Consider the following 26,301-nt stretch of genomic DNA (forward strand, 5'->3'; position numbering starts at 1 on the left):
AACGTTGCGCGGGCATGGAGGGAGACCGTTGGTGGAAGGCATCGCCGACTACGAGTTCGTCCGGTCACTGGGGGCGGGCAACCACGGCGAGTTCTACGTGGCGAAGCGGCCGGAACGGTTGCCCGTCGAGGCGGACCTGGTCGCGGTGAAGGTGGTGGGCGGCACCGGGAACGACGCGTTCCGGCGCGCCACGAGGGAGCTGAAGGCGTTCGCCGCGGTGCGCTCGCCCTATCTGGTGCGGCTCTACGACGCCGGACAGCAGGGCGGGGTGTTCTACTACTCGATGGAGTACCTGCCGGGGGGCTCGCTGGCGCGTCCCGCGGAGCGCCCCTCGCGCGAGCGGGTGCTGCGCTCGATCGCCTGCGTCTCCCACGCGGCGCAGGCGCTGCACGAGGAGGGGATCGTCCACCGCGACATCCGTCCCGGCAACGTGCTGCTCACCGACGACGGCGGCAAGCTCTCGGACCTGGGCCTGTCGCAGGTGCTGACGCCGGGTGCGACGGTGACCGGGATGGGGGACATCGGATCGGCGCAGTTCACCGATCCCACGCTGCTGCAGGGAGAGACTCCCAGCCCCGCGGGGGACGTGTGGTCGCTGGGCGCGACGCTGCACTGGGCGGTGAGCGGCAACGGGCTCTACGGGGAGCTGCCCACCCACGACCCGCTGCTGACCCTGCGCAGGCTGAACAGCACGCCGCCGTCGATCGACCCGGGCCTGGAGCCCGAGCTGTCGGACCTGGTCCAGGACTGCCTCGGCGACGTGGCCAAGCGGCCCACCGCCAGGGGGGTGGCCGACCGGCTCCACGCGCTGCTGGCCTGAGGGCGCGGCCGGGCCTGCCCTGCGGCGGGGCGCAGGCGGTCCCTACGCGCCGCCGGCCTGAGAGCCGGGCCCGGCCCGCCCGCCGTCCGGGCGCAGGCGGTCCAGCTCGGCGTCGAGCATCCGTTCCAGGCGCGCGGCGCCGAGCCTGTCCGGATAGAGCAGGTGGTGCGCGCTCAGCCCGTCGACGAGGGCGAGCAGCCGCTCGGTGACGTCGTCGAGATCGTCGGCGGTGGCGATCTCCCCGCCGCCGGCCGCCGCGCCGAGCAGGCTGCGTACCAGATAGCGCAGTTCCTCGGCCTCGGCGCGCTGCGCCTCCAGCATCGCCGGGCTGGTCATGCTGCGGCTCCAGAAGCCGATCTCCAGCCCGCTCTCCCCGGCGCGCTCGTCGTCCAGCGGGAGGTTGTCGAGGAGGAGCTCGCGCAGCGCGACCAGCCCGGTGAGACCGGCCAGCTTGCCGCGCAGGCGTTCCACGATGCGCCGGTGTGAGGACCGCAGCGCCGACAGCATGATGTCGTCCTTGTCGGCGAAGTAGTGGGTCAGCACGCCGTTGGAGTAACCGGCCTCCCTGGCGATGGCCCTGGTCGTGGCGGCCTCGATCCCTTCGCGCAGGATGATGCGCCGCGCGGCCTCGACGACCTCCTCGCGGCGCTCACGGTGATTGACGATCTTCGGCACCTCGCCCCTTTCGCATGGATTCGTTGACATTTTAGTCGGGCGCCCGTCTATTATCCGCTGAAGACACGAGGAGGACTCACCATGACCGTCGTCTCCCTCGGCGTGCACATCGTGGACGTGCTCGCCAGACCGGTGGAGTCGATCCCCGCCGGGCAGGACACCCACCTGCTGGAACAGATCCGGGTCACCGCCGCCGGCGCCGCCGCCGCGACCGCCGTCGACCTGGCCGCGCTCGGTGTCCCGGTGTCCTCGGTGGGGGCGATCGGCGACGACGAGCTCGGAGACCTGCTCCTCATGATGATGAAGCGGCGCGGGGTCGAGGTGACCGGGATCGTCCGCAAACCGGGGGAGCAGACCGCGGCCTCGATCCTGCCGATCCGTCCCGACGGCGGCCGCCCGTCCTTCCACGTCCCCGGAGCCAACCTGGGCCTGTCCACCGCCGACGTGGCCCGCGAGGCCGTCCTCGGCGCGCGGGTCGTGCACCTGGGCGGCATGGACGTCACCTGGGGCCTGTACGACCCCGCGTTCTACGCGCTGCTGGACGAGGCCCGGGCGGCGGGCACGACCGTGACCATGGACCTGCTGTCCAACATGCCCGACCTCATGCAGGGGGTGCGCACCTTCCTGCCGCACGTCGACTACCTCCTGCCCAACGAGGAGCAGGCGCTGCTGATGAGCGGCGCGGGCGAGGGGGGCGACGTGGAGGAGGCCGCGATGGCCCTGCTGGCCCTGCTGCCGGAGGGCCCCTCGGCCGTCCTGGTCACGCTCGGCGCGGACGGGAGCCTGATCGCCGGCGCGGAGGGCCTCACCCGCGTGCCCGCCCTCGACGTGCCGGTGGTCGACACCACCGGGTGCGGCGACGCCTACTGCGCCGGTTTCATCGCCGGTCTGGTCGACGGCCGCGACGTGGCCGGCGCCGCCAGGCTCGGCACCGCGCTGGCCGCCCGCGTCGCCGGGGGCCTCGGCTCGGACGCGGGCCTGGACGGGGCGCGGGAGCTCCGGGACGAGAAGTGACCCCGCCGCGACCCCGCCGCCCGCGACCTCCGGGTCGCGAAAGGGCGGCGGGAGCGGTAGCGAACCGCCCGAACGCATCCAGACGTGAACCCAGACGTGACTTCAGACGTGGCTTCAGACGTGAAAGGACGACGCATGTCCATCGACGCCGAACTCAGGGAGCGGGCCGCCAAGGTCGTCCCCGGCGGCATGTACGGCCATCTCAACGCGGCCCTGCACGGTCCCGCCTACCCGCAGTTCTTCGTCGGGGGCGAGGGATGCCGCCAGCGTGACGCCGACGGCCGCGAGTACGTCGATCTCATGTGCTCCTGGGGGCCCATGGTGCTCGGCCACCGCCACCCCGCCGTCGAGAGCGCCGTCGCGGCCCAGCTCGCCGCGGGCGACTGCCTCAACGGCCCCGGTCCCGTCTACGTGGAGCTCGCCGAGCTGCTGGTGGAGACCGTCCCGCAGGCCGACTGGGTGATGTTCTCCAAGAACGGCACCGACGCCACCACCCAGGCGCTGATGGTCGCCCGCGCCGCCACCGGCAGGACCAAGGTCCTCATGGCGCACGGCGCCTACCACGGGGCCGACCCGTGGTGCACGCCCAGCACGGCGGGAACCACCCCCAACGAGCGCGCGGACCTGGTCGAGTTCACCTACAACGACCTCGCCAGCGCCGAGGCCGCCGCGGCTCAGGCGGAGGGCGACGTCGCCGCGATCATCGTGACGCCGTTCAAGCACGACTCGTTCGAGGACCAGGAGCTCGTCGCCGCGGAGTTCGCCCGGGGGGTGCGGGCCCTGGCCGACCGGATCGGCGCCGCGCTGGTGATCGACGACGTGCGCGGGGGCTGGCGGATCGACCTGGGCGGCTCCTGGGAGCCCCTGGGCGTGCGCCCCGACCTGTACGCCTTCAGCAAGGCCATGGCCAACGGCCACCCGATCGCCGCCGTCACCGGGGTGGACTCCCTGCGCGGGCCCGCCCAGACGCTCTACTCCACCGGCTCCTTCTGGTTCAACGCCGCCCCGATGGCCGCGGCCAAGGCCACGATCGAGACGCTGCGCGCCGTCGACGGCATCGCGCTGATGGAGCGCGCGGGCACCCGCCTGCGCGAGGGGCTGGCCGCCCAGGCCGCCTCCCACGGCTTCACGGTCAACCAGACGGGGCCGGTCCAGATCCCGTGGCTCTCCTTCGAGGGCGACGCGACGCTGGACAAGGGCATGTTCTGGGCCGCGGCCTGCCTGGAGGAGGGGGTCTACCTCCACCCCTGGCATAACTGGTTCCTGTCGGCCGCCCACACCGACGCCGACATCGACCGGGCACTGCAGGGCACCGACGCCGCCTACGCCAAGCTCAGGGCCCGCTTCGGCGCCGACTGAGACCCGGCCCGGCGTCGGGGGACGCCGGGCCGGGACGGCGGTGTACGGCTAGCGCCGGGCCTCGCTCCGCAGGCGGCACCACTGCAGGTCGTCCAGGCGCGTGCCGCCGGGGCCGGGCAGCAGCCCGCGCAGCAGGGCCTCCCGGGTGAAGCCTGCCCGCTCCAGCACGCGCTGCGAGGCGATGTTGCCGGGCGAGGTGCCCGCGATGATCCGGGCCAGGGGGGTGTGCTCGAAGGCCCAGCCGACCAGCAGGTCCACCGCCCTGGCGGCGAAGCCCCTGCCGCGGAACCCCGGCAGCACGCTGTAGCCCGTCATGGCCTGCCCCAGCGGGGGGATCACCCCGCTGAGCTGGATGTCCCCGGCGAACGCGCCGGTCGCGGCGTCCAGGATCGCGATCTCGGCCCCCGTACCGGCCAGCCAGTTCGCGCCCGCGGTGCGGCACCGCTCCTCGGCCTCCTCGAAGGTGCAGGGCTCGGGCGGGACGCTGTACCTCATGATGTCGGGCAGGTTCCGCATCGCCAGGTAGTCGGCGGTGTCGGCGAGGGTGAGCCGCCTGAGCCGGACGACCCCGTCGGTCAGCGAGCCGCCGGGGAACTCCGGCAGGAGGGGCGTCACGCGCTCGCCGGAGTCGCCGGGCAGGCGCGCGAAGGCCACCAGGTCGTGGCGGGTGCCGTCCCGCTGCTCCTCGGCCCCGCGCCGCACGCCCTCGCGGTGGAAACCGGCGGCCAGGGCGACCCGCTGGCTGGCCAGGTTCTCCACGTTGGCGAGCAGTTCGACGCGCTTCGCGCCGTGCTCGAGCCCCCAGCGGGTCAGCGCGGCGGTGGCGGCCGTGGCCACCCCGCGGCCCCGCGCCCACGGCGCGACCAGATAGCCGATCTCGGTGGTGCCACGGGGGCGGGCCATGAGGCCGATGTTGCCCAGCCACTCGTCCGTCCCCGCGTCCGCGATCGCGAACGGGGCCCCTCCGGCCTGCCACTCCTGCCGGCTCTGCTCCAGGTACCGGAGCGCGTCGTCCCGGGTGTACGGCACGGGGATGGGGGGGATGAACCGGACGATCTCCGGGTCGGCGCAGGCGCGGACGATCGCCTCGGCGTCGGAGGGGGCGAGCGACCTCAGGACGACGGGGCCCGCCGGAATCAGATCATGGGGAAACACACCACAACAGCTACCAGGTGCCGTCCTGGGGGGCGAATCGTTTTACGGCATTTGTGGCGCTTTGTGAACCACCTCCGCCCGTCCGCTCCCCGCCCTCCCTCCGCATCCCCTCCGCCGTCCCCGTCCCCGTCCTCGTACCGCGGGACTCCGCTCCGCCTCCCCCGGCCTCCCCCGGCCTTCCCTCGCTTTCCCCGCCTCCTCCGGGCGACCGGGGCGGGGGCGTCCCCGGCCGTCCGAGGGCACCGCCGCGCGCCGATAACCTTGCGGGCATGGGTTTTCGCAGGCATGGGCCGTTTCAGGCCGGGGATCAGGTGCAGCTCACCGACCCCAAGAACAAGCGCCACACGGTGACGCTGAAGGAAGACGGCGTGTTCCACACGCACAAGGGCGGAATCCCGCACAGTGAGCTGATCGGCCAGCCCGAGGGGTCGGTGGTCCGTTCGTCCGGCGGCACCCAGTACCTGGCGTTCAGGCACCTCCTCCAGGACTACACGCTGTCCATGCCGCGCGGCGCGGCGGTGATCTACCCCAAGGACTCGGCCCAGATCGTGGCCATGGCCGACATCTTCCCCGGCGCCAAGGTGGTGGAGGCGGGCGTCGGCTCCGGCGCGCTCACGTGCTTCCTGCTGCGCGCCATCGGCTCCGAGGGCACCCTCACCTCGTACGAGCGGCGCCAGGACTTCGCCGAGATCGCCACCAAGAACGTGGAGAAGTTCTACGGCGGCCCGATGAAGCAGTGGCGCCTGGTGGTCGGCGACTTCGTCGAGGATCTCGACGAGAGCGACGTCGACAGGATCATCCTGGACATGCTCGCCCCCTGGGAATGCGTGGACGCCGCGGCCCGGGCTCTCACCCCAGGCGGGGTGATCTGCTGTTATGTCGCGACCACAACCCAGCTCTCGCGTACGGTCGAAACTCTGCGGGAGCACGGGAGTTTCACCGAGCCCCATGCGTGGGAGACCCTGGTTCGTGACTGGCATGTCGAGGGGCTCGCCGTGCGGCCCGACCACAGGATGGTCGGCCACACCGGGTTCCTGGTCACGGCCCGTCGCATGGCCGACGGGGTGACGCCACCACCTCGACGTAGACGTCCGGCGAAGGGGGCCAATGGCGAGGAGTCCACGACTTCCACGTCTTCCGCCACATGATGACGATTCGGCCACGACGGTCCGTGAGAGCGTGACACGGAAGCAGACCTTCGTGTTCTTATACTTCTAGGACTAAAAGCGCCAAAAAGGATTAATCATCACGCACTTAATGTAGTCATATGAACACTGCTCAGCCAGGTAAGGGACAGCCCTTAGATGGGTAGGGTTTTGAGTAGTCGGTCTCGACTGGGAAGGAGGTGACGCCGTGGCAGCTCGCGACGACGCTGAGGCTCGTGCCGCGCAGCGCGAACGGGAGGTCGCCGACCTCACAACACAGGTCTCCTTCCTGCAGGAGGAGATCACCGCGTTGCGTCGGAAGCTGACGGAGTCTCCCCGGCAGGCCAGGATTCTCGAAGAGCGTCTCCATGACGTGCAGGCGAACCTCGCGGCCGTAACCGGCCAGAACGAGCGTCTGGTGGCCACCCTCAAGGAGGCCAGGGACCAGATCGTCGCCTTGAAGGAGGAGGTAGACCGGCTGGCGCAACCGCCGTCCGGGTTCGGTGTGTTCCTCGAAACCAGGGAAGACGGCACGGTGGAGGTCTTCACCGGTGGCCGCAAACTCAGGGTGAACGTGAGTCCCGCGGTGGACGTCGAGTCGCTGAAGCGTGGCCAGGAGGTCATGCTCAACGAGGCGCTCAACGTGGTCGAGGCCCTCGGCTTCGAGGACCTGGGCGAGATCGTGATGCTCAAGGAGCTCCTCGAGGACGGCCAGCGCGCGCTGGTGATCTCGCACGCCGACGAGGAGCGGGTGGTGAAGCTCGCCGAGTCGCTGATGGACCAGCCGATCCGGGCGGGCGACTCCCTGCTGCTCGAACCCCGCTCGGGCTACGTCTACGAGCGCATCCCCAAGTCCGAGGTCGAGGAGCTCGTCCTGGAGGAGGTGCCCGACATCTCCTACGAGGAGATCGGCGGGCTCATGCGGCAGATCGAGCAGATCCGGGACGCCATCGAGCTCCCGTACCTGCACGCCGACCTCTTCCGCGAGCACAAGCTCCGCCCGCCCAAGGGCGTCCTGCTCTACGGGCCGCCCGGCTGCGGCAAGACGCTCATCGCCAAGGCCGTCGCCAACTCCCTGGCCAAGCAGGTCGCGGAGAAGACCGGCCAGTCCGGCAAGAGCTTCTTCCTCAACATCAAGGGTCCCGAGCTTCTCAACAAGTACGTCGGCGAGACCGAGCGGCACATCCGCCTGGTCTTCCAGCGGGCTCGCGAGAAGGCCTCCGAGGGCACCCCGGTGATCGTGTTCTTCGACGAGATGGACTCGATCTTCCGGACCCGAGGCTCGGGCGTCTCCTCCGACGTCGAGAACACCATCGTTCCCCAGCTCCTGTCGGAGATCGACGGCGTCGAGGGCCTGGAGAACGTCATCGTGATCGGCGCCTCCAACCGCGAGGACATGATCGACCCGGCGATCCTGCGGCCCGGCCGCCTGGACGTCAAGATCAAGATCGAGCGGCCGGACGCCGAGGCGGCCAAGGACATCTTCTCCAAGTACCTCATCCCCGAGCTCCCGCTGCACGCCGAGGACCTCTCCGAGCACGGCGCCAACCGGCAGGAGACCATCTCCGGCATGATCCAGCGGGTCGTCGAGCGGATGTACACCGAGAGCGAGGAGAACCGCTTCCTCGAGGTGACCTACGCCAACGGCGACAAGGAGGTCCTGTACTTCAAGGACTTCAACTCCGGCGCGATGATCCAGAACATCGTCGACCGCGGCAAGAAGATGGCGATCAAGCAGTTCCTGGAGACCGGGCAGAAGGGCCTGCGGATCCAGCACCTGCTGGCGGCCTGCGTGGACGAGTTCTCCGAGAACGAGGACCTGCCCAACACCACCAACCCCGACGACTGGGCCCGCATCTCCGGCAAGAAGGGCGAGCGGATCGTCTACATCCGTACCCTCGTGACGGGCAAGCAGGGCACCGAGGCCGGGCGCTCCATCGACACGGTGGCCAACACCGGTCAGTACCTGTAACCACGTGTGACCGGCGGCGCGGCTCCCCTCCCGGGGACCGCGCCGCCGGCGTCTTCCCGAAACCCTCGTCGACGGTGCGAGCGTTCGGCAGGTGATAAATCTTGTCCGGTTTTATCCATTTTTGTAGTTAAAGGTCCGTATTTCCGTTCACGCCCGTCCCGGGAGTGAACGGAAATAACGGCCGTCACAGGGAACCCGAATGATCGAGACGCCGTCCAAGTGGCGTGCGTGAACATTCCGGCCCGGCCGCCCGGTGAACGGCGCGGGGTCCCGCGAGGCGCCTCGGGGAGGCGGCCGCCTCGCCGAGCTCGACCTCCTGCGCTTCCTCGCCGCCATCGCGGTGCTCGCCTTCCACTACTTCATCGCCTTCGCCTCGGTGTGGGGCGACCGCCCGGCCGAGCTGTTCCCGGCGATCTCCACCGTCTCCGGGCTCGGCATCCTCGGCGTCGAGCTGTTCTTCATGATCAGCGGCTTCGTGATCCTGATGAGCATCTGGGGGCGGGGCCTGGGGGCGTTCGCCCTCTCCCGGCTGGTGCGGCTGTTTCCCGCCTACTGGGTCAGCGTGGCCGTCACCGCCGCCGTCTACGGGCTGACCGCCGCCACGGCCCTGGACCCCAAGCTCGGCCTCGGCGAGTACGGGATCAACCTCACGATGCTCCAGCGGGCCTTCGGCGTCTACGACGCCAACGGCGTCTACTGGTCGCTGTGGGTGGAGCTCCGCTTCTACGTGCTGATCTCGATCCTGGTGATCGCCGGGGTGACGCTCAACCGCTGCCTGGCCTTCATGGGCGTCTGGCTGCTGGCGGCCGGGTTCTTCACCGGGAGCGACGAGGCCTGGGTCGACCTGGTGGTCATGCCCAAGTACGCGGCGTACTTCGTCGGCGGCATGGCGTTCTTCCTGATGACGAAGTTCGGCCCCAGGCTCGTCCTGTGGTGTTTCGCCGGGATCAGCGGCGGCCTGGCCGTGAACGCGGCGATCGACCGGGTGGCCGGGCGGATCGAGAACGTCGGCTACGCCGCGATGCCCGTGCCCGAGTGGGCCGTGGCCGCCACCGTGATCGGCTTCTACGTGCTCATGGCGATGGTGGCGCTCGGCTGGCTGGGGTGGCTGCGCTGGCGCGGCCTGGTCGTCCTGGGCGCGCTCACCTACCCGCTCTACCTGTTCCACACCCCGGCCGCGGTCCTGATCGTTCCCGCCCTGCGGGACACGCTGCCGCCCCCGCTGACCGCGCTGGTCACCGTGCTGGCCGCGATGGCGTTCTCCTACCTGGTGTACCGGTTGGCCGAGCGTCCGCTTCAGGAGTTCGTCAAGTCCAGGAGGCGGAGAAGGGCCGCATCCCCGTCCCCGTCACAGCTCCCCGCGCTCTCCTCGATCCCCCTCGCAACGGGCGAAAAGGCTTCGGTGCCATAACTGTCCGACCACCGGGCATAGTGAAGGGTCTAGGGTCGGGAATAGATACCACGGAGAGAATCAGTCCCTGACGAACAGAGGGTGCGCATGACGGTACGGCGGGTGATGGGCATCGAGACCGAGTACGGCATCTCCGTGCCCGGACAGCCGGGGGCCAACGCGATGGTGACCTCCTCTCAGGTCGTGAACGCCTATCTGGCGGCCTCGGCCGCGAGGGCTCGGCGCGCGCGATGGGACTTCGAGGAGGAGAACCCGCTGCGGGACGCACGGGGGTTCGACCTCGCGCGGGAAGTGGCCGACCAGAGCCAGCTGACCGACGAGGACCTCGGCCTGGCGAATGTGATCCTCACGAACGGGGCCCGGCTGTACGTCGACCACGCCCACCCCGAATACTCCACGCCCGAGTGCACCAATCCCCGGGCGGCGGTGATCTGGGACAAGGCTGGCGAGCGGGTGATGCACGACGCGGCGGTCCGCGCCTCGGCGATGCCGGCCAACGCCCCGATCCAGCTCTACAAGAACAACACCGACAACAAGGGCGCCTCCTACGGCTGTCACGAGAACTACCTCATGCGCCGGGCCACCTCGTTCGCCGACATCGTCAGGCACCTGACGCCGTTCTTCGTTTCCCGGCAGGTCGTCACCGGCGCGGGCAAGGTCGGCATCGGCCAGGACTCCCGGGGCGAGGGTTTCCAGATCAGCCAGCGGGCCGACTTCTTCGAGGTCGAGGTGGGCCTGGAGACGACGCTCAAGCGGCCGATCATCAACACCCGGGACGAGCCGCACGCCGACCCGGAGAAATACCGCCGCCTGCACGTCATCATCGGCGACGCCAACATGTCGGAGATCTCGACCTACCTGAAGCTGGGGTCGACCGCGCTCGTCCTGGCCATGATCGAGGACAACTACTTCACCCGCGACCTGGCCGTGGACAACCCCGTCCAGGCCCTGCGCGCGGTCTCGCACGACCCCACGCTCAAGTACGAGATCTCCATGCGCGACGGTCGCAAGCTGACGGCGGTGCAGCTGCAGATGGAGTATCTGGAGCTCGCCCGCAAGTACGCCGAGGAGCGCAGCGCCAACGGCCTGGACGAGCCCACCAAGGACATCCTCGAGCGCTGGGAGTCGGTCCTCACCCGCCTGGCGGAGGACCCGATGCAGCTGTCCGGGGAGCTCGACTGGGTGGCCAAGCTGGAGCTCCTGGAGGGCTACCGCACCCGTGACGGCCTGCCCTGGTCGCACCCGCGCCTGCAGCTCGTCGACCTCCAGTACTCCGACATCCGTCCCGACCGGGGGCTCTACAACCGGCTGGTCGCCCGGGGCCGCATGCAGCGGCTGGTCACCGAGGAAGAGGTCCAGCGGGCCATCGAGGTGCCGCCCAACGACACCCGAGCCTACTTCCGCGGCCGCTGCCTGAGCCAGTACAGCGAGTCGGTGGCCGCGGCCTCCTGGGACTCGGTCATCTTCGACATCCCCGGCCGCGAGTCGCTGCAGCGCGTCCCCACCCTTGAGCCGCTGCGCGGCACCAAGGCACACGTGGGCGAGCTGTTCGACCGCTGCCGTACCGCCGCGGAGCTGGTGACGGCGCTGACCGGCGAGCAGTGACTCCCGCGAGGGGGGAGGCGGTCCGGCCGGGCCACCTCCCCCCTCGTCATGCCCGGACCCCGTGAGGGCCGGAGCCCGTCAAACCGGACACCCGGATTGACGGGGGACAGAGAACCGGGATACGTTCCGGGTGTTTTGTGGCGGTGCGAGGGAAATCCGGTGAAACTCCGGTGCGGTCGCGCCACTGTAACCGGCTCCCAGGAGCCGGAAGCCAGGTCACACTCGGCCGCCACCGACCTACGAAAAGGGACGCGTCAATCCCGGAGGAGGTAGCCGTGAGCCAGATCTCGGCACCGCACACCCAGCCCATCCCATGGCCCTCGCTCACCCGCTGGCTGCTCGCCGTACCGGTGCTGCTGCTCCTCGCCTACCTGGTCACCTTCGACCAGGGAGCGATCTCACAGGCGGGGAACTACCTGCACGAACTCATGCACGACGGGCGTCACCTGCTCGGCGTGCCGTGCCACTGAGCCACAGGTGATCACCAAACTCATCGTCCGGGGCCTCGTCGTCGGACTGCTCGCAGGGCTGCTCGCGGCCGTCTTCGCCTACACCGTCGGCGAACCTCGCATCGACCAGGCCATCGCGCTGGAGGAGGCGGCCGCGGCCGCCGCCCCGGCCGGGTCACACGACGACACCGGGACCGCCGCCCACTCCCACGACGAGGAGGAGGCGCTGGTCAGCAGGGACGGGCAGCGCTTCGGGCTCTTCCTCGCCCTCGGCCTGTACGGCCTGGCGGTCGGGGGCCTGTTCTCCCTCGTCTACGCGGCCGTACGCGGCCGGGCGGGCCCCCGTTCGGAGCCGGTGCTCGCGGTCACCCTCGCCGCCGCGGCGTTCACCGCCGTCGTCCTCATCCCTTTCGTGAAATATCCCGCCAACCCACCGGCCGTCGGTGATCCGGAGACCATCAACCAGCGCACCGTGCTCTACCTGGTCGCGGTGGTCATCGGGATCCTCGCGGTCGCCGCCGCCGTCGCCGCCTACCGCTACGCCTCGCGGAGCGAACCGTGGGTGCGCTGGCTGTCGGCGGGCGCCACCTTCCTGGTCCCCGTCGTCGCGGCCTGGATCCTCCTGCCGGAGATCTCGGAGGTGCCCCGGGGCTTCCCCGCCGACCTCCTGTGGGACTTCCGGGTCGCCTCCATGGGGACCCAGGTGGTCTTCTGGGCCGGCGTCGGCGCGCTGTTCGCCTTCGCCGCCCGCGGGCGCGGCCCGGTGTGACGACCCCCTCGGGGGTCACCCGCCTGCTCCTGGTCTGCCACGCCTCCACCTCGGCGACGGTACGGGCCGCGTTCCCGGGTGACGAACCACTCGACGAACCCGGCCTGCGCCGGGCCGAGGGGATGGCGCGGGACCTCGGCCCGGGTCCCGCGGCCTGCCCCGCCGAGCTGCGCTGCGTCCAGACGGCGGCGGCGCTCGGCCTGCGGGCCGAGCACGACCCGCTGCTGGCCGACTGCGACTACGGCCGCTGGAGCGGGATGACGCTCGGCGAGGTCGAGGCCGCGGAACCCGAGGCGCTCGCCTCCTGGCTCGGCGACCCCGGCGCGGCGCCGCACGGCGGGGAGCCGGTCACCGCGCTCCTGGCCAGGGTGTCCGGCTGGCTCGCCGTCCGCGCCCCCGGCAGGGCCGTCGCGGTCACCCACCCGGCGGTCATCCGCGCCGCGGTCGTCCACGCCCTCGGCGCCCCCGCCCAGGCCTTCTGGCGCGTCGACGTCGCGCCGCTGGCCCGCGTGACGCTCACCGGGCGCGGCGGGCGCTGGCGGCTCAGCTACTTCCCGTGACGGTTCGAGCGCCCGGCGACCCTTTGATTCGACGAGACGGACAGGAGATCCCGAAGGTGCGTGACTCCCGCTATCCCTTCACCGCGATCGTGGGGCTGGAGGACCTGAAACTCGCGCTGATCCTCAACGCGGTCTCCCCCCGCGTCGGGGGAGTGCTGGTCAGGGGGGAGAAGGGCACCGCCAAGTCCACGGTCGTACGGGCGCTGGCCGCGCTCCTGCCGCCCGTCGAGGTGGTGACCGGCTGCCGCTTCTCCTGCGACCCCGACGCCCCCGACCCCGGCTGCCCGGACGGGCCGCACGAGGGCCGTACCGAACCGGGCGACCGGCCCACCCCGCCCGCCACCCTTCGGCCCGCCACCGTTCAGCCCGCCACCGTTCAGTCCGGCGTCGCGCGGTCCGGCGGAGCGCGGGACGGCGCCGTGCGGCCCGCCCGCCTGGTCGAGCTGCCCGTCGGCGCCTCCGAGGACCGCCTCGTCGGCTCCCTCGACATCGAGCGAGCCCTCACCGAGGGCGTGAAATCCTTCGAACCCGGCCTCCTGGCGAGCGCCCACCGGGGCGTCCTGTACGTCGACGAGGTCAACCTCCTGCACGACCACCTGGTGGACCTGCTGCTCGACGCCGCAGCCCTCGGCACCTGCTACGTCGAGCGCGAGGGGGTGTCGGTACGGCACGCCGCCCGGTTCCTGCTGGTCGGGACGATGAACCCCGAGGAGGGGGAGCTGCGCCCGCAGCTGCTCGACCGCTTCGGGCTGACCGTGGAGGTCCGGGCCTCGCGGGAACCGTCCCAGCGGGTGGACGTGGTCCGGCGCCGCCTGGCCTTCGAGGCCGACCCCGACGCCTTCGCCGCCGCCTGGGCGGGCGAGGAGCGGGCACTGGCCGCGCGCATCGCCGAGGCCCGTGCCAGGGTTCCCCAGGTCGTCCTGCCGGACGCGGCACTGCTCAGGATCGCCACCGTCTGCGCGGGGTTCGAGGTGGACGGGCTCCGGGCCGACCTGGTCACCGCCGGTGCGGCGATCGCGCACGCGGCCTGGCAGGGCCGCACCTCCGTCACCGCCGACGACGTACGGGAGGCGGCCAGGCTCGCGCTCCCGCACCGCCGCCGCCGCGACCCCTTCGACGCGCCGGGCCTGGACGAGTCCAAGCTCCAGGAGCTCCTGGACCAGATCCCCGACGACCCCGGCGACCCCGAGGACCCGGACGACTCCGGCGGCCCCGGCGGCGGCCCCGGGGGCACCGATCCGGACGGGCCCGCGCCCGACGGCGGCCCCGAGGCCGGGGACGCCATCCCGGAGGAGGCGGGCGACCCGGGCGCTCCCGGCGGCCGCGACGGCAGGGAGGCCTCCCGGCCCGCGGCTCCGGACGTCCCGGACGGTCCCGGCCACGGGAAGCGGGAGCCCGCCGCCTCCACCGCGGATCCCGGCGAACCGCCGGAGACGGCCGGAGGAGCACCGGCCCGAGAGCAGACCTTCGACGCCGAGCCCGGGGGCAGGACCAGGTTGTTCACCGTCCCCGGTGTCGGCGCCGGAGCCCCGGGGCGCCGGTCACGCGCCAGGACGCCCCTGGGCCGTACCACGGGGGCCCGGATCCCCGAGGGCCACACCGGCTCCCTCCACCTGCGGGCCACCGTCGGCGCCGCGGCCCCGCACCAGGTCGCGCGGGGCAGGAGCGGGCCGGGACTGCTGCTGCGGCGCGGCGACCTCAGGGAGGCGGTCCGCGAGGGCCGCGAGGGCAACCTGGTGCTGTTCGTGGTGGACGCGAGCGGTTCGATGGCCGCCAGGCAGCGCATGCGGGCGGTCAAGACAGCGGTGCTCGGCCTGCTCCTCGACGCCTACCAGCGCCGCGACAAGGTCGGGCTCGTCACCTTCCGAGGCGCCCGCGCCGACCTGGTCCTGCCGCCGACCTCCTCCGTCGAGGCCGGCGCTGCCCGGCTGCGCGAGCTCCCCACCGGGGGGCGGACCCCGCTGGCCGCCGGTCTGCTGCGGGCCGCCGAGGTGCTGCGGGTCGAGCGGCTGCGCGACCCGTCCAGGCGCCCGCTGGTGGTCCTGGTCACCGACGGGCGGGCCACCTCGGGCACCGTCGAGGAGTCCCACCGCGCGGCGGGACTGCTGGCCGGGGTGGCGGGGGTGGTGGTCGACTGCGAGGGCGGCCACGTGCGCCTCGGCCTCGCCGCCTCGCTGGCGGCGCGGATGGGCGCGGAGACCGTACGCCTCGACGACCTCACCGACCTGGCCGGGATGGTCCGTGAGCGGCGCGGCGCCGCGTGACCGCGAAGAACCGGCGAGGACGGCGGAACGGTGAGGGCGCCGCACCGTGTGAGGGTGAACGGCCGGTGAAGACGTCGTACCGCATGGCGGTGAGCCGTATGGCGGTGAGCCGTATGGCAGTGAGCTGTATGACAGTGAAAGGAGGGCGACGATGCCGCAGGGCAAACCCGCCAGCGTGCCCGAGGACGGCCTGACCACCAGGCAGCGCCGCACCCGGCCGCTGCTGATCGTCCACACGGGACCGGGCAAGGGCAAGTCCACCGCCGCCTTCGGCCTGGCCCTGCGCGCCTGGAACCAGGGCTGGCCGATCGGGGTCTTCCAGTTCGTGAAGTCCGCCAAGTGGCGCATCGGCGAGGAGCGGGCGCTGCGGGTGCTCGGCGACTCCGGTGAGGGCGGGCCGGTCTCCTGGCACAAGATGGGCGAGGGCTGGTCCTGGATCCAGCGCCCCGGCAGCGAGGAGGACCACGCCGCCGACGCCCGCGAGGGCTGGGAGCAGATCAAACGCGACCTCGCCGCCGAGACGTTCCGCCTGTACGTGCTCGACGAGTTCACGTACCCGATGAAGTGGGGCTGGATCGACGTCGACGAGGTGGTCGAGACCCTGCGCGGGCGCCCGGGCGGCCAGCACGTCGTCGTCACCGGCCGCGACGCCGATCCCCGGCTGCTCGACGCCGCCGACCTGGTCACCGAGATGGGCAAGATCAAGCACCCCATGGACGCCGGGCAGAAGGGCCAGAAGGGCATCGAATGGTAGCCCGGCTGGTCATCGCGGCCCCCGCCTCCGGGGCGGGCAAGACGACCGTGGCGACCGGTCTGATGGCCGCCCTCGCCCGCCGGGGCATGGCGGTCTCCCCGCACAAGGTGGGGCCCGACTACATCGACCCCAGCTACCACGCCATGGCCACCGGCCGCCCCGGCCGCAACCTCGACCCCTGGCTGGTGGGGGAGGAACTCGTCGCCCCGCTGTTCCTGCATGGGGCCGCCGGGGCGGACATCGCGGTCGTGGAGGGGGTGATGGGCCTGTACGACGGTGCGGGCTCCACCGAGTTCGCCTCCACCGCGCACGTCGCCAGGCTGCTCGGCGCCCCGGTGGTCCTGGTCGTGGACGCCGCCAAGCAGAGCCGTTCCGTGGCGGCGCTGGTGCACGGGTTCGCCTCCTACGACACCCGGATCAGGCTCGGCGGGGTGATCCTCAACCGGATCGGCTCCGAACGGCACGAGGCCATCTGCCGCGAGGCGCTCGCCGAGAGCGGTGTCCCGGTGCTCGGCGCGATCCGCCGCAGCGACGCCGTCGCCACCCCCTCCAGGCACCTGGGCCTGGTTCCCGCGGCCGAGCGCCGCACCCAGGCCGTCAGGGCGATGGACGCCGTCGCGGACCTGGTCGCCGCCTCCTGTGACCTGGAGGAACTCCTGCGGCTGGCCCGTACCGCGCCGCCGCTGCCGGCCGTCCCGTGGAGCCCGGGGCCGCCCGCCGCTCCCGTCACGAGGATCGCGGTCGCCGGGGGGCAGGCCTTCACCTTCGGCTACACCGAGCAGGTGGAGCTGCTGGCGGCGGCGGGCGCCGAGGTCGTCCCCTTCGACCCGCTCGTCGACGAGACCCTCCCCGAGGGGGCTCGCGGGATCGTCATCGGGGGTGGGTTCCCCGAGGTCTACGCGGCCGAGCTGTCGGCCAACGAGCCGTTGCGCGACCAGGTCGCCGCGTTCGACGGGCCGATCTCGGCCGAGTGCGCGGGCCTGCTGTACCTCGCCAGGAAGCTGGACGGCAGGCCGATGTGCGGGGTCCTCGACATCGAGGCCAGGATGACCGGCACCCTCACCCTCGGCTACCGGGACGCGGTGGCCGTCCGCGACTCGCCGCTCACCAGGGACGGGGAGCGCTACCGGGGCCACGAGTTCCATCGCACCGCGGTCGAGCCCGCCCCCGACCGGCCGCTGTTCCGCTGGCGTGGCGGCGCCGACGGGTTCGCCGACGGCCGGATCACCGCCTCCTACCTGCACCTGCACTGGGCCGGCAGTCCCCGGCTGGCTTCCAGGTTCGTCGAGGCCTGCCGTCGCGTCCCGGTCGTCTGACCTCTCCCCGCCCCGGATCGCCCCGGGCTGATCGAGGCCGGTCCGGGCCGGTCCGAAGCGGTCGGAAACGACCCGAGGTTAGATCGAGCTAATTTGTGATGATTGGCGAAGACTTGGGATGTGTTGAAAGCCGGGGATGCCGACGGCTGGCCTTTTCGCGGTTTCTCGCGCTCCATCCGTTCTGATCATTTGTGCCCGGTCGGAAAACGCGTCCGGCCCGGCCGTCGCGGGGCATCCCGGCCGCGCGGGAGGCGGGCCCGCGTGACGGGAGAAAGGAGGAAGACGGACGTTTCCCATCCCGAATGTCCGGCCGAGATCCCGCGAGGTCCCGCGAGATCTCAGGTGAAGGCGTCCGGCGGCAGCCGGGCCGCGGGCAGGCGCGGCGGGGCCAGGGTCACCCTCTCCGCATGGAGGATCGCCGACAGCATGCGGCCCGCCTGCCCCATGCTGATGCGGGCCGCCGGGTCGCGCCGGAGCAGCCCCTCCAGGACGGGCCACAGCATTCCCGCCCGCGCCACCGGCCCCGGATGCCCGCCGCCCCCCGGTTCGCGCGGCGCCGGCGTACGGGACAGGGGACGCGGCGGCCGGCCCTCCACCGCGAAGTACAGGCTCGCCCCGAGCGACCACAGATCGCCCGCCGGGGTCGGTGGCCCGCCCCGCAGCCGCTCCGGCGCGACGAAGGTGGGAACGTGGACGACCGGCACGGTCGTGGAAGTGTCCGGGTCGCCGTGCAGCGCCGCGATGCCGAAGTCGGCCAGCACCACCCGGTCGCCGGTCAGCAGGATGTTGCGCGGGTTGATGTCCCGGTGCAGGACGCCCGCCCCGTGCGCGTGGCGCAGCCCGCCCAGCAGCTGGAAGCCGATCCACGCCACCCAGTGGATCGGCAGGTGGCCCAGGTGCCGTACGGTCTCCTTGAGCGTGAGGGCCTCCAGCAGCTCCATGACGATCCAGAGCCGCCCGTCCTCCTCGATCAGGTCGTGCACGGAGATCACCGCCGGGTGGTTCAGCCTCCCGGCCGAACGCGCCTCGCGCAGCGCCCGTCGTCGCGCCTCGCGCATGTCCGCCCCGTCCTCGCCGAACCGGGGCTGGATCTCCTTGATCGCCACGTTCCGCCTCAGCAGGGAATCGTGGGCTCGCCACACCGTGCCCACGCCGTCCTGCCCGATCGGCGAGGCCAAGTGATAACGATCACCTAGTAAGCGTGCCTTTCCCGCATCTGTTCCCATGAATCACCTGCTGCACATAGAAGCCGGGCCCCTCAGCTGATTCATGTTTTCACTTGGAAGAGTGCACTATGTGATTACCTATGGTGATTCTCGGTAACGATTCAGACGCATGGGCGTTATGGGATTTTGTTCCATGCCCGTAAATCCTGATTGGGGAATCAGGAAAATGGCCCGGAGGTCGGCGAAGGTGTTTCGGAAACGCTCACGGACGTTCTCAGGCCGCGCTGAAGCAGCGCACGTCCTCCAGCATCTTCGACGTCCGCTCGGCGCTCAGCCGCGCCCGCGGATCCTTGCGCAGCAATCCCCGCAGCACCGGCTCCAGGGCACCCGCCCGCTTCGGCGCGCGTGGCGGCTCGCGCAGCGCCGCCACCAGCGCCGCCATCGAGTTCACCGTACGGAACGGGGTCCTGCCCTCCACCGCCATGTACAGCGTCGCGCCGAAGGACCACATGTCCGCCTCGCGGGTGCCGCCCCTGCCCTGCAGCGCCTCCGGCGCGATGAACGCCGGAGTGCCCCGCGTCGAGGTCGTCGCCGCGCCCTCCGGCGCGGCGAAGCCGAAGTCGGCCAGCACCACCCGGTCGCCGGTCAGCATGATGTTGGCGGGCTTGATGTCGCGGTGGATCACCCCGCCGTCGTGCGCGTGCCGCAACGCCTCCAGCAGGCGGCATCCCATCGCCGCCACCAGGTCCACCGGGAGCGGGCCCGCCTGCACGAGCGTGTCGTGCAGCGTCAGCGCCTCCAGGAACTCCATGACGATCCAGAGGCGCTCGGCCTCCTCGGTGAGGTTGTGCACCGTCACGATGCCCCGGTGGCTCAGCCGCGCCGCCATGCGCGCCTCCCTGACCACCCGCCGCCGCTGCTCGGCCGCGGCGGCCCCCGGTGGCAGGAGTATCTCCTTGAGGGCCACCTCTCGCTCCAGAAGCAGGTCATAAGCTCGCCAGACGACGCCGGTCGCCCCCTGGCCGACGCGTGAGACGAGCTTGTACCTGCGCGCGATGATGGTGCTCACCCCCCAATGATCGCAGTTTCCAGCCCCGAAGGCCTACCTGGAACGTTCCTTATCTCTCCAGGAGTGTCGGATGCGCCCGGATTCCTGGGTGACGATGCTCACACGGGGGCGTACGGGGTCACGGGGCTCGTGCGAGACCGCGCGGGTCACGCGAAGGCTCACACGAGGCCGATGCCGAGCAGCAGCGTGCCGGCGCCCAGTGATACCCCGCCCGCCGGGACCAGCCAGATCAGCCTGTTCGGCTTCGTGTCGGAGGGGCGCACCACGGACAGGAAGAAGCCCAGCGGCATCAGGATCGGCGCCGCCACGATCAGGACCCGGGACAGGTCCTTCAGGCCGCCGGACAGGTCGGCCTGATCGATGTAGAGCAGCGCGACGAGCGCGAAGAGCACCAGGACGCCCGCGTGCGCGTGCCCGGCCCGCCACAGGCCGCGCCGCACCGGATTGTCCAGGTATCCGGGGATGCCGCGCATGATCTGCGCGAGCAGGGAGACCCCGCCGAAGGCCACGGCGGGCACGGTGATGAGGAGTATTCCCGCTGTGTTCAGCGACGACGGCGACATGGGGGGACCTCTCGTTGGATAGTGAAGCTAGCCAATTATTGGATAGGGGAGCTATCCAGTCAAGGGCGGATGGATTCACTTCGACGTCCGCGGGAGGGCTTCCTGCTCGGCGGGTTCGGCGGGCCGTGCCGGGCGGGGCGCGCCGAGCGGGGGTCAGGTGGCGTCGATGAGGACGGCGCTGGCGCGGGCGAAGGTGTGCCGGAACTCCTTGAGCGGCCTGTACTCGGCGGAGTTGTAGAAGTTCAGCACGCTCTGCTTGTCGGGGAACTCCAGGATGACCGCGATCGCGGGCTCGTGGTCGCTCTCCAGGGCGATCGGGGCGGTGTCGCGCCTGATCGGCCGGCCGCCGAAGCGTGCCACGACGGACAGGGTCTCCTTCTCGTACCGGGCCATCTTCTCCTCGTCGTCCGGCGTGACGGTTATGACCATGTAGGTGCTCATGTCGTTCTCCTCTTCGAACTGTTTGCTAGTACGTGAACTATAAAACAGTTCGGCGGGAGGGAAGGCAAACCGATCGGTTGTGAGGCTGCTCACAACGCTTCGTCACTTTGCATGGACGCGTACGATTGAGACATGAAGGTGTTCGTTCACCCCGCCCGCGAAGACCTGCGCCTGGACGCCGTCCTGGAGGCTCTCGCCCACCCCCTGCGCCTGCGGATCGTCGGGCGCCTCGCCGAGGGGGAGGAGCTGACCTGTTCCACCACCCTGCCCGACGTCAACGCCTCGACGGCCAGCCGTCACTGGCGGGTGCTCAGGGAGGGCGGCATCCTGTGGGCGCGGCGCGAAGGGCGCATCATCACCCACACCCTGCGGCGCGAGGACCTCGACGCCCGCTTCCCCGGCCTGATCGACACCGTCATCGCCGCCGTCGACGACGGTGAGATGGGAGCGCCCCTCCCGGATGGAGCCGCCACCCGATGAGGATGGAGCCGCCACCGGATGAAAGGCGCCCGGATTCGCCTCGGGACCTCGGGGAAGGTTCCCTGTCGGACAGGACCTCGGCACGGCCCGTTCGGGCTCCCGTAAAGATCGCGGGACGATCCGCGCGCAATGTCGCCCGGTTCGGGGAAGATATGAATCAGATCCGTCCCCCAGGTGGAGGTGCCACACATGGCAAGCAAGGACACCGGCGGCCAGAAGCAGACCGGCCGTACCGACAAGGAGGTCGAGGAGACCGCCGCGGCGGAAACCTCCGACGTCCAGGAGCGTCAGGAGAAGCTCTCCGATGACGTCGACGCGATCCTCGACGAGATCGACGAGGTCCTTGAGGAGAACGCCGAGGAGTTTGTGAGGAGTTACGTGCAGAAGGGCGGACAGTAGGTCCGCCCGGCCGAACCCAGGTCAGGGGTGAGGGCGGATCCGGCGAGGAGCCGGCAGACCCCTCCTGACCGCGGGCCCGGCCCGGCGCCCGCCGGGCCAGGCGGGCGGGTGACGCGCGGCCGTCTCCCGCCGGGAGCGCCTTTCCCGGTGCTCCGCCCGCGAACGCCACGAACACGCTGAGCCGACAGGGGGACCCTCCGGGAACGGTTCCCGGAGGGAACGAGAACCGTCCGGAGTACGAAGCGGGAAGGCGCAGGCCGAATCCGGTCGCGATCGCGCCCGGCCCGGCGGGCCGGTCCTTTCCCGCCGACCCCGCCACCTCCGCGGCGAGAGCCCGCGAGGAAGGACCGCGAGCACCGGCTCCCCGCGAAGTCCTTCCACGAGCACCGTCCCGTGCCTTCCGCGGGCACCGCCCCGCGCCTTTCTCGGGCACCGTCCCGTGTCCTCAGTGAGCACCCCCCGCGCCTTCCGCAAGGACGCCCCCGCGCCTCTCGGCGGCCGCTCAGGCCCCCTCGGGCGCCCGCCCGCCCTTCCCCCGGGCCCGCCGCCCCCTGACCTCCGGCAGGACCCGGCCCCGTGCCTTCCGCGACCCGGGCGGGCCGCCGCCTTCGCCACCCTCGTCCTCGTCGCGTCCGGCGGGATCCACGGCGGTTCCGGCGACCGGGACCGATCACCCCAAAGATTCAAAAGCCCGCCGAGGGGGGTTCGCGCTGAGCTGATACAGGGAAGTGCAAGCAGCACGGCAAGATGAGTAAGGTCGGGCCTTAAAGGACTGCACCTTTGGAGGGAGTCGCGTGGGATCTCACAGGGACCTGCCCGCCGGCATGGTGAATCACATCTTTACCGACACCGGGAGCTCCTCGTTCACCGAGTTCGTCAGGTCCCATTCGCCGGACTTGCTGCCTGGCCGTAACGAGACCTTGGCAACCCCGGTGGGCGATCAGATCCCGCACGCCACCACGATCGTGGCGGCCATGTGCGCCGGTGGCGTGGTGATCGCGGGAGACCGCCGGGCGACCTCCGGCAACATCATCTCCCAGCGTGACATGGAAAAGGTGTTCCGCACCGACGACCACTCGGGCATGGGCATCGCCGGGGCGGCGAGCACCGGCATCGAGATGGCCCGCCTCTACCGGGTGGAGCTCGAACACTACGAGAAGCGCGAGGGCCGCACGCTCTCGGTGGCGGGCAAGGCCAACAGGCTCGCCACGATGATCCGCGGCAACCTGCCCATGGCGATGCAGGGGCTCGTGGTCGTCCCGATCTTCGCCGCCTACGACCCCGACGTCGACGGTGGCCGCATCTTCAGCTACGACGTGGGCGGCGGCCCCTACGAGCAGCGTCACCACCACGCGATCGGATCCGGCTCGATCTTCGCGCGGGGCTCTCTGAAGAAGCTCTACCGCGAGGGCGCCTCACCCGAGGACACCGTGCTGACGCTGATCCAGGCCCTCTACGACGCGGCCGACGACGACTCGGCGACCGGCGGCCCGGACGTGATCCGCAGGATCTGGCCCGTCGTCGCGGTGATCACCGCCGACGGATACCACAGGCTTCCCGACGAGGAGGTCGGAGAGCTCGTCCGGGTCGTGGTCGAATCCCGGGCCGACCGCCCCGACGGCCCCGCCGCCCCGCTGCGCTAACACGAGAGGATCACCCCAGGTGTCCATGCCTTTTGGATATGTCTCGCCCGAGCAGCAGATGCGGGACAAGGCGGACTACGCGCGCAAGGGGATCGCGCGGGGCCGTAGCGTCGTCGTCCTGCAGTACGAGGACGGCATCCTGTTCGTCGCGCCCAACCCGTCCCGTGCCCTGCACAAGATCAGCGAGATCTACGACAAGATCGGGTTCGCCGCGGTCGGCCGCTACAACGAGTTCGAGGCCCTGCGCCTCGGCGGCATCCGATACGCCGACATCAACGGCTACACCTACGCCCGCGACGACGTCACCGCCCGAGGTCTGGCCAACCTCTACGCGCAGAACCTCGGCCAGATCTTCACCGAGTCGCTGAAGCCGTTCGAGGTGGAGATCGTGGTCGCCGAGGTCGGCGACTCCTCCGACGAGGACCACATCTACCGGCTGACCTTCGACGGTTCGGTCTTCGACGAGGCGGGCCTGGTGGCCATGGGCGGCCAGGCCGAGGCGGTCGCGGGCCGTCTCAAGGAGCGCTACCGCGACGGCCTGTCGCTGGCTGAGGCGCTGGAGGCGGCGCTGTTCGCGCTGACCGAGCCGGGAGGCGAGCGCTTCCCGGCGAGCCAGCTGGAGGTGGCGGTGCTCGACCGCAACCGGCCGCACCGCAAGTTCCTGCGGCTCAACGGCCCCAGGCTGGAGCGACTGCTGGCCGACGGGGCCCCCGCCGCCGAGTCGGCCGCCCAGGCGGCCAGGGACGAGAACCCCCTCTCCGCGCCCGAGACGCCCGGCGCCCCGCCGACCGCGCCCGACGGCGACATCGACACCGGATCCAGCGGCTGACCGCTTCCCCCGGCGACACCGAGCGCCGCCCCCGCCAGGGGGCGGCGCTCGGTTGTGTCCTGGATCACATCGTCTTCGGGCAACCGATCCCGTCCCGCGGCGGTCACAGTCTGCGTGAAGAACAGCACCTCCCGGGCCTGGACCAGGCTCGTTCCCGCTTTGACCGCCCCCGCCGCCCCCGCAGCCCCCGCCGTCCTCGCCACCCCGAGACGACCCGGTGCGGCGCTCGCCCTGCTCGCGGCGGTGGCGCTGGCGTCCGGCTGTGCCCCTGAGACCGCCTCCAGGACCGCCTCCGCGCCTTTCCCCTCCGCGGCCTCCTCCGTGGCCTCCTCCGCATCCGTCCCCTCCGCTTCCGCTTCGACGGGCGCGCCGGACCCCGCGGCGGAGCCCACCCCGGCCTCCGAGCCCGCGGCCACCCCCGAGCTCTTCGGTACCGAGTTCCAGGCCGCTCCCGAGCACGACTGGAGCAAGGGGCGGCCGCCGCCCTTCGAGGGCGTCCTGCGGGGCTGGCTCACCGACGTGGACGACAACGGGGTGGCCGAGTACCGGCCGATCCGCTTCGTCCAGCGCGACGGCGAGGACGGCCACTTCGACGGTCCCGAGGAAGGCGACGTGGTCCGCTACCTGGCGCCCATCGCCGAGGACGTGCGGTTCCTCGCCGACAGCGGCTGCGACGGCACGACGCAGACCTACGACAAGGCCACCAACCTCGGCACCGAGAGCTGCTCCCGCCGGACGCTGATTGACAACGTCAGGGAGGCCGCCTCCCTGACCGGGGTCGAGGGCCTCCACCGGCCGGCCCTGATCACCACCGAGAACGGCAGGATCACCAAGGTTGTCGAGATCTTCTGGCAGGGCGGAGGCTGATCGGGACCTCCGGTCCCGGCTCCTCCGCGCCACCCCGTGCCCGGCGGGAGCCGGGCGCGGGCCCTGTCCGCTCGCGTCCGGCCGTGTCCGCCCGCGTCCGTGCTTAGCCGCTCACAGCCCGGGGCATAAGCCGTACGACCAAAAACCCCATGATCCCTCCCGCGAGAGGGGTTCGGCGAATAGTGTGAGGCAATGGATCGTCGCATCTTCGGGCTTGAGAACGAGTACGGCGTCACCTGCACGTTCAGGGGGCAGCGGCGGCTGTCACCCGACGAGGTAGCGCGTTATCTATTCCGCCGTGTCGTCTCCTGGGGCCGATCGAGCAACGTCTTCCTCCGCAACGGGGCACGCCTGTATCTCGACGTGGGCAGCCACCCCGAGTACGCCACCCCCGAGTGTGACAACGTCGTGGAGCTCGTCACCCACGACAAGGCGGGCGAGCGCATCCTGGAGGGCCTCCTCGTCGACGCCGAGAAGCGTCTCCGCGAGGAGGGCATCGCCGGGGACATCTACCTGTTCAAGAACAACACCGACTCCGCGGGCAACTCCTACGGCTGCCACGAGAACTACCTGGTCGGCCGGCACGGCGAGTTCGGCCGCCTGGCCGACGTGCTGATCCCGTTCCTGGTCACCCGGCAGATCATCTGCGGGGCGGGCAAGGTGCTGCAGACCCCGCGGGGAGCCGTCTACTGCGTCTCCCAGCGGGCCGAGCACATCTGGGAGGGCGTCTCCAGCGCCACCACCCGGTCGCGCCCGATCATCAACACCCGCGACGAGCCGCACGCCGACGCCGAGCGGTTCCGCCGCCTGCACGTCATCGTCGGCGACTCCAACATGAGCGAGACGACCATGCTGCTCAAGGTCGGTGCGACCGACCTGGTGCTCCGCATGATCGAGGCGGGCACCGTGATGCGCGACCTGTCCCTGGAGAACCCGATACGGGCCATCCGCGAGGTCTCCCACGACATGACCGGGCGGCGGCGGGTCCGGCTGGCCAACGGCCGCGAGGCGTCCTCGCTGGAGATCCAGGAGGAATACCTCTCCAAGGCCCGCGACTTCGTCGACCGCCGCGGTGGCGACGAGATCAGCCACCGGGTCCTGGAGCTGTGGGAGCGCACCCTCAACGCGGTCGAGACGGGCAACCTCGACAAGGTCGCCCGCGAGATCGACTGGGTGACGAAATACCAGCTGATCGAGCGCTACCGCAAGAAGTACGACCTGCCGCTGTCGAGCCCCAGGGTCGCCCAGCTCGACCTCGCCTACCACGACGTGCACCGCCGCCGCGGCCTGTTCTACCTGCTGCAGAAGCGCGGCGCGGTCGAGCGGGTGGCCTCCGACCTGAAGATTTTCGAGGCCAAGTCGGTGCCGCCGCAGACCACCCGGGCGCGGCTGCGCGGTGAGTTCATCCGCAAGGCGCAGGAGAAGCGCCGCGACTTCACCGTCGACTGGGTGCACCTGAAGCTCAACGACCAGGCGCAGCGCACCGTGCTGTGCAAGGACCCCTTCCGCAGCGTCGACGAGAGGGTGGACAAGCTCATCGCCGGAATGTGACGGTCATACTTCGGCAAGCTCGTCC

25 protein-coding genes and 1 riboswitch are annotated in these 26,301 nt (G+C 71.1%); of the genes, 19 read left to right on the top strand and 6 right to left on the bottom strand.

Features of this window, described 5'->3' with window-relative positions:
• Window positions 1–31 precede the first annotated feature (31 nt).
• Window positions 32–820 carry a serine/threonine-protein kinase gene (locus AB0F88_RS20715; protein WP_362686075.1) on the top strand — a complete coding sequence of 263 codons (789 nt, stop codon included), beginning with the start codon at window positions 32–34 and terminating at the stop codon, window positions 818–820.
• A gap of 42 nt (window positions 821–862) precedes the next feature.
• Here AB0F88_RS20715 and AB0F88_RS20720 read toward each other — a convergent pair whose 3' ends face one another.
• The gene (locus AB0F88_RS20720) at window positions 863–1,495 is read right to left on the bottom strand and encodes a TetR family transcriptional regulator C-terminal domain-containing protein (protein WP_362686078.1); all 633 of its coding nucleotides are present in this window, start codon (window positions 1,493–1,495) and stop codon (window positions 863–865) included.
• A gap of 81 nt (window positions 1,496–1,576) precedes the next feature.
• Here AB0F88_RS20720 and AB0F88_RS20725 point away from each other — a divergent pair, with 81 nt between their 5' ends.
• On the top strand, window positions 1,577–2,509 hold the full coding sequence (locus AB0F88_RS20725; protein ID WP_362686081.1) for a sugar kinase: 933 nt from the start codon (window positions 1,577–1,579) through the stop codon (window positions 2,507–2,509).
• Between the two features lie 135 nt (window positions 2,510–2,644).
• Window positions 2,645–3,868: an aminotransferase class III-fold pyridoxal phosphate-dependent enzyme gene (locus AB0F88_RS20730; protein WP_362686084.1), complete on the top strand. Its 1,224-nt coding sequence runs from the start codon at window positions 2,645–2,647 to the stop codon at window positions 3,866–3,868.
• A gap of 48 nt (window positions 3,869–3,916) precedes the next feature.
• Here AB0F88_RS20730 and AB0F88_RS20735 read toward each other — a convergent pair whose 3' ends face one another.
• Window positions 3,917–5,023 carry a GNAT family N-acetyltransferase gene (locus AB0F88_RS20735; RefSeq protein WP_362686087.1) on the bottom strand — a complete coding sequence of 369 codons (1,107 nt, stop codon included), beginning with the start codon at window positions 5,021–5,023 and terminating at the stop codon, window positions 3,917–3,919.
• A gap of 269 nt (window positions 5,024–5,292) precedes the next feature.
• Between AB0F88_RS20735 and AB0F88_RS20740 the strand changes: the two genes are divergently transcribed.
• From AB0F88_RS20740 to AB0F88_RS20785, 10 genes are all read left to right on the top strand, one after another.
• Entirely contained in the window at window positions 5,293–6,171 is an 879-nt protein-coding gene (locus AB0F88_RS20740; protein ID WP_362686090.1) for a tRNA (adenine-N1)-methyltransferase, read from the top strand.
• 205 nt (window positions 6,172–6,376) lie between these two features.
• The gene (gene arc, locus AB0F88_RS20745) at window positions 6,377–8,140 is read left to right on the top strand and encodes a proteasome ATPase (RefSeq protein WP_362686093.1); all 1,764 of its coding nucleotides are present in this window, start codon (window positions 6,377–6,379) and stop codon (window positions 8,138–8,140) included.
• A gap of 253 nt (window positions 8,141–8,393) precedes the next feature.
• Window positions 8,394–9,551, top strand: coding sequence for an acyltransferase (locus tag AB0F88_RS20750; protein ID WP_362686096.1), 1,158 nt, complete (start codon window positions 8,394–8,396; stop codon window positions 9,549–9,551).
• Window positions 9,552–9,638: 87 nt separating this feature from the next.
• Entirely contained in the window at window positions 9,639–11,156 is a 1,518-nt protein-coding gene (dop, locus tag AB0F88_RS20755) for a depupylase/deamidase Dop (RefSeq protein ID WP_362686098.1), read from the top strand.
• Between the two features lie 111 nt (window positions 11,157–11,267).
• Window positions 11,268–11,397, top strand: a riboswitch (cobalamin riboswitch).
• Between the two features lie 34 nt (window positions 11,398–11,431).
• On the top strand, window positions 11,432–11,626 hold the full coding sequence (locus AB0F88_RS20760; protein WP_362686101.1) for a CbtB domain-containing protein: 195 nt from the start codon (window positions 11,432–11,434) through the stop codon (window positions 11,624–11,626).
• 7 nt (window positions 11,627–11,633) lie between these two features.
• Window positions 11,634–12,374, top strand: coding sequence for a CbtA family protein (locus AB0F88_RS20765; protein ID WP_362686104.1), 741 nt, complete (start codon window positions 11,634–11,636; stop codon window positions 12,372–12,374).
• Window positions 12,371–12,934, top strand: coding sequence for a histidine phosphatase family protein (locus tag AB0F88_RS20770; RefSeq protein WP_362686107.1), 564 nt, complete (start codon window positions 12,371–12,373; stop codon window positions 12,932–12,934). The genes AB0F88_RS20765 and AB0F88_RS20770 overlap by 4 nt, the downstream gene beginning before the upstream one ends.
• 56 nt (window positions 12,935–12,990) lie before the next feature.
• Entirely contained in the window at window positions 12,991–15,198 is a 2,208-nt protein-coding gene (locus AB0F88_RS20775) for a magnesium chelatase subunit D family protein (protein ID WP_362686111.1), read from the top strand.
• 151 nt (window positions 15,199–15,349) lie between these two features.
• Window positions 15,350–15,952 carry a cob(I)yrinic acid a,c-diamide adenosyltransferase gene (gene cobO, locus AB0F88_RS20780; protein WP_362686114.1) on the top strand — a complete coding sequence of 201 codons (603 nt, stop codon included), beginning with the start codon at window positions 15,350–15,352 and terminating at the stop codon, window positions 15,950–15,952.
• Window positions 15,946–17,268: a cobyrinate a,c-diamide synthase gene (locus tag AB0F88_RS20785; RefSeq protein ID WP_362686117.1), complete on the top strand. Its 1,323-nt coding sequence runs from the start codon at window positions 15,946–15,948 to the stop codon at window positions 17,266–17,268. The genes cobO and AB0F88_RS20785 overlap by 7 nt, the downstream gene beginning before the upstream one ends.
• Before the next feature lie 338 nt (window positions 17,269–17,606).
• Here AB0F88_RS20785 and AB0F88_RS20790 read toward each other — a convergent pair whose 3' ends face one another.
• The 4 genes from AB0F88_RS20790 to AB0F88_RS20805 form a co-directional block, all read right to left on the bottom strand.
• Window positions 17,607–18,446, bottom strand: a complete 840-nt coding sequence (locus AB0F88_RS20790; protein WP_362686120.1) for a serine/threonine-protein kinase — start codon at window positions 18,444–18,446, stop codon at window positions 17,607–17,609.
• A 262-nt stretch (window positions 18,447–18,708) separates the two neighbouring features.
• A complete protein-coding gene (locus AB0F88_RS20795) occupies window positions 18,709–19,503 on the bottom strand; it encodes a serine/threonine-protein kinase (RefSeq protein WP_344743373.1) in 795 nt (264 codons plus the stop codon).
• A 158-nt stretch (window positions 19,504–19,661) separates the two neighbouring features.
• Entirely contained in the window at window positions 19,662–20,066 is a 405-nt protein-coding gene (locus tag AB0F88_RS20800; protein ID WP_362686123.1) for a hypothetical protein, read from the bottom strand.
• Window positions 20,067–20,219: 153 nt separating this feature from the next.
• The gene (locus tag AB0F88_RS20805) at window positions 20,220–20,507 is read right to left on the bottom strand and encodes a DUF1330 domain-containing protein (RefSeq protein ID WP_362686126.1); all 288 of its coding nucleotides are present in this window, start codon (window positions 20,505–20,507) and stop codon (window positions 20,220–20,222) included.
• Window positions 20,508–20,639: 132 nt separating this feature from the next.
• Here AB0F88_RS20805 and AB0F88_RS20810 point away from each other — a divergent pair, with 132 nt between their 5' ends.
• From AB0F88_RS20810 to pafA, 6 genes are all read left to right on the top strand, one after another.
• Window positions 20,640–20,987, top strand: coding sequence for a helix-turn-helix domain-containing protein (locus tag AB0F88_RS20810; protein WP_362686129.1), 348 nt, complete (start codon window positions 20,640–20,642; stop codon window positions 20,985–20,987).
• Between the two features lie 189 nt (window positions 20,988–21,176).
• Window positions 21,177–21,386: a ubiquitin-like protein Pup gene (locus AB0F88_RS20815; protein WP_362686132.1), complete on the top strand. Its 210-nt coding sequence runs from the start codon at window positions 21,177–21,179 to the stop codon at window positions 21,384–21,386.
• Window positions 21,387–22,210: 824 nt separating this feature from the next.
• Entirely contained in the window at window positions 22,211–23,029 is an 819-nt protein-coding gene (gene prcB / locus AB0F88_RS20820) for a proteasome subunit beta (RefSeq protein WP_362686730.1), read from the top strand.
• 25 nt (window positions 23,030–23,054) lie between these two features.
• Complete coding sequence (gene prcA / locus AB0F88_RS20825; RefSeq protein ID WP_362686135.1) at window positions 23,055–23,858, top strand: proteasome subunit alpha; 804 nt, start codon at window positions 23,055–23,057, stop codon at window positions 23,856–23,858.
• A gap of 114 nt (window positions 23,859–23,972) precedes the next feature.
• Entirely contained in the window at window positions 23,973–24,725 is a 753-nt protein-coding gene (locus AB0F88_RS20830; protein WP_362686138.1) for a hypothetical protein, read from the top strand.
• A gap of 192 nt (window positions 24,726–24,917) precedes the next feature.
• A complete protein-coding gene (gene pafA / locus AB0F88_RS20835; protein ID WP_030904553.1) occupies window positions 24,918–26,276 on the top strand; it encodes a Pup--protein ligase in 1,359 nt (452 codons plus the stop codon).
• Window positions 26,277–26,301 lie beyond the last annotated feature (25 nt).

This window comes from Streptosporangium sp. NPDC023963, from assembly GCF_040639135.1.
Taxonomy (GTDB): Bacteria; Actinomycetota; Actinomycetes; order Streptosporangiales; family Streptosporangiaceae; genus Streptosporangium.

What these genes read in the sequence shown, in the direction of transcription:
- cobO (WP_362686114.1), top strand. Translation starts at nt 15,350, where the DNA reads ATGCCGCAGGGCAAACCCGCCAGCGTGCCCGAGGACGGCCTGACCACC.
- pafA (WP_030904553.1), top strand. Translation starts at nt 24,918, where the DNA reads ATGGATCGTCGCATCTTCGGGCTTGAGAACGAGTACGGCGTCACCTGC.
- AB0F88_RS20815 (WP_362686132.1), top strand. Translation starts at nt 21,177, where the DNA reads ATGGCAAGCAAGGACACCGGCGGCCAGAAGCAGACCGGCCGTACCGAC.
- AB0F88_RS20730 (WP_362686084.1), top strand. Translation starts at nt 2,645, where the DNA reads ATGTCCATCGACGCCGAACTCAGGGAGCGGGCCGCCAAGGTCGTCCCC.
- AB0F88_RS20740 (WP_362686090.1), top strand. Translation starts at nt 5,293, where the DNA reads ATGGGTTTTCGCAGGCATGGGCCGTTTCAGGCCGGGGATCAGGTGCAG.
- AB0F88_RS20800 (WP_362686123.1), bottom strand. Translation starts at nt 20,066, where the DNA reads ATGTCGCCGTCGTCGCTGAACACAGCGGGAATACTCCTCATCACCGTG.
- prcA (WP_362686135.1), top strand. Translation starts at nt 23,055, where the DNA reads ATGCCTTTTGGATATGTCTCGCCCGAGCAGCAGATGCGGGACAAGGCG.
- AB0F88_RS20810 (WP_362686129.1), top strand. Translation starts at nt 20,640, where the DNA reads ATGAAGGTGTTCGTTCACCCCGCCCGCGAAGACCTGCGCCTGGACGCC.
- AB0F88_RS20725 (WP_362686081.1), top strand. Translation starts at nt 1,577, where the DNA reads ATGACCGTCGTCTCCCTCGGCGTGCACATCGTGGACGTGCTCGCCAGA.
- AB0F88_RS20805 (WP_362686126.1), bottom strand. Translation starts at nt 20,507, where the DNA reads ATGAGCACCTACATGGTCATAACCGTCACGCCGGACGACGAGGAGAAG.
- AB0F88_RS20785 (WP_362686117.1), top strand. Translation starts at nt 15,946, where the DNA reads ATGGTAGCCCGGCTGGTCATCGCGGCCCCCGCCTCCGGGGCGGGCAAG.
- dop (WP_362686098.1), top strand. Translation starts at nt 9,639, where the DNA reads ATGACGGTACGGCGGGTGATGGGCATCGAGACCGAGTACGGCATCTCC.
- prcB (WP_362686730.1), top strand. Translation starts at nt 22,211, where the DNA reads ATGGTGAATCACATCTTTACCGACACCGGGAGCTCCTCGTTCACCGAG.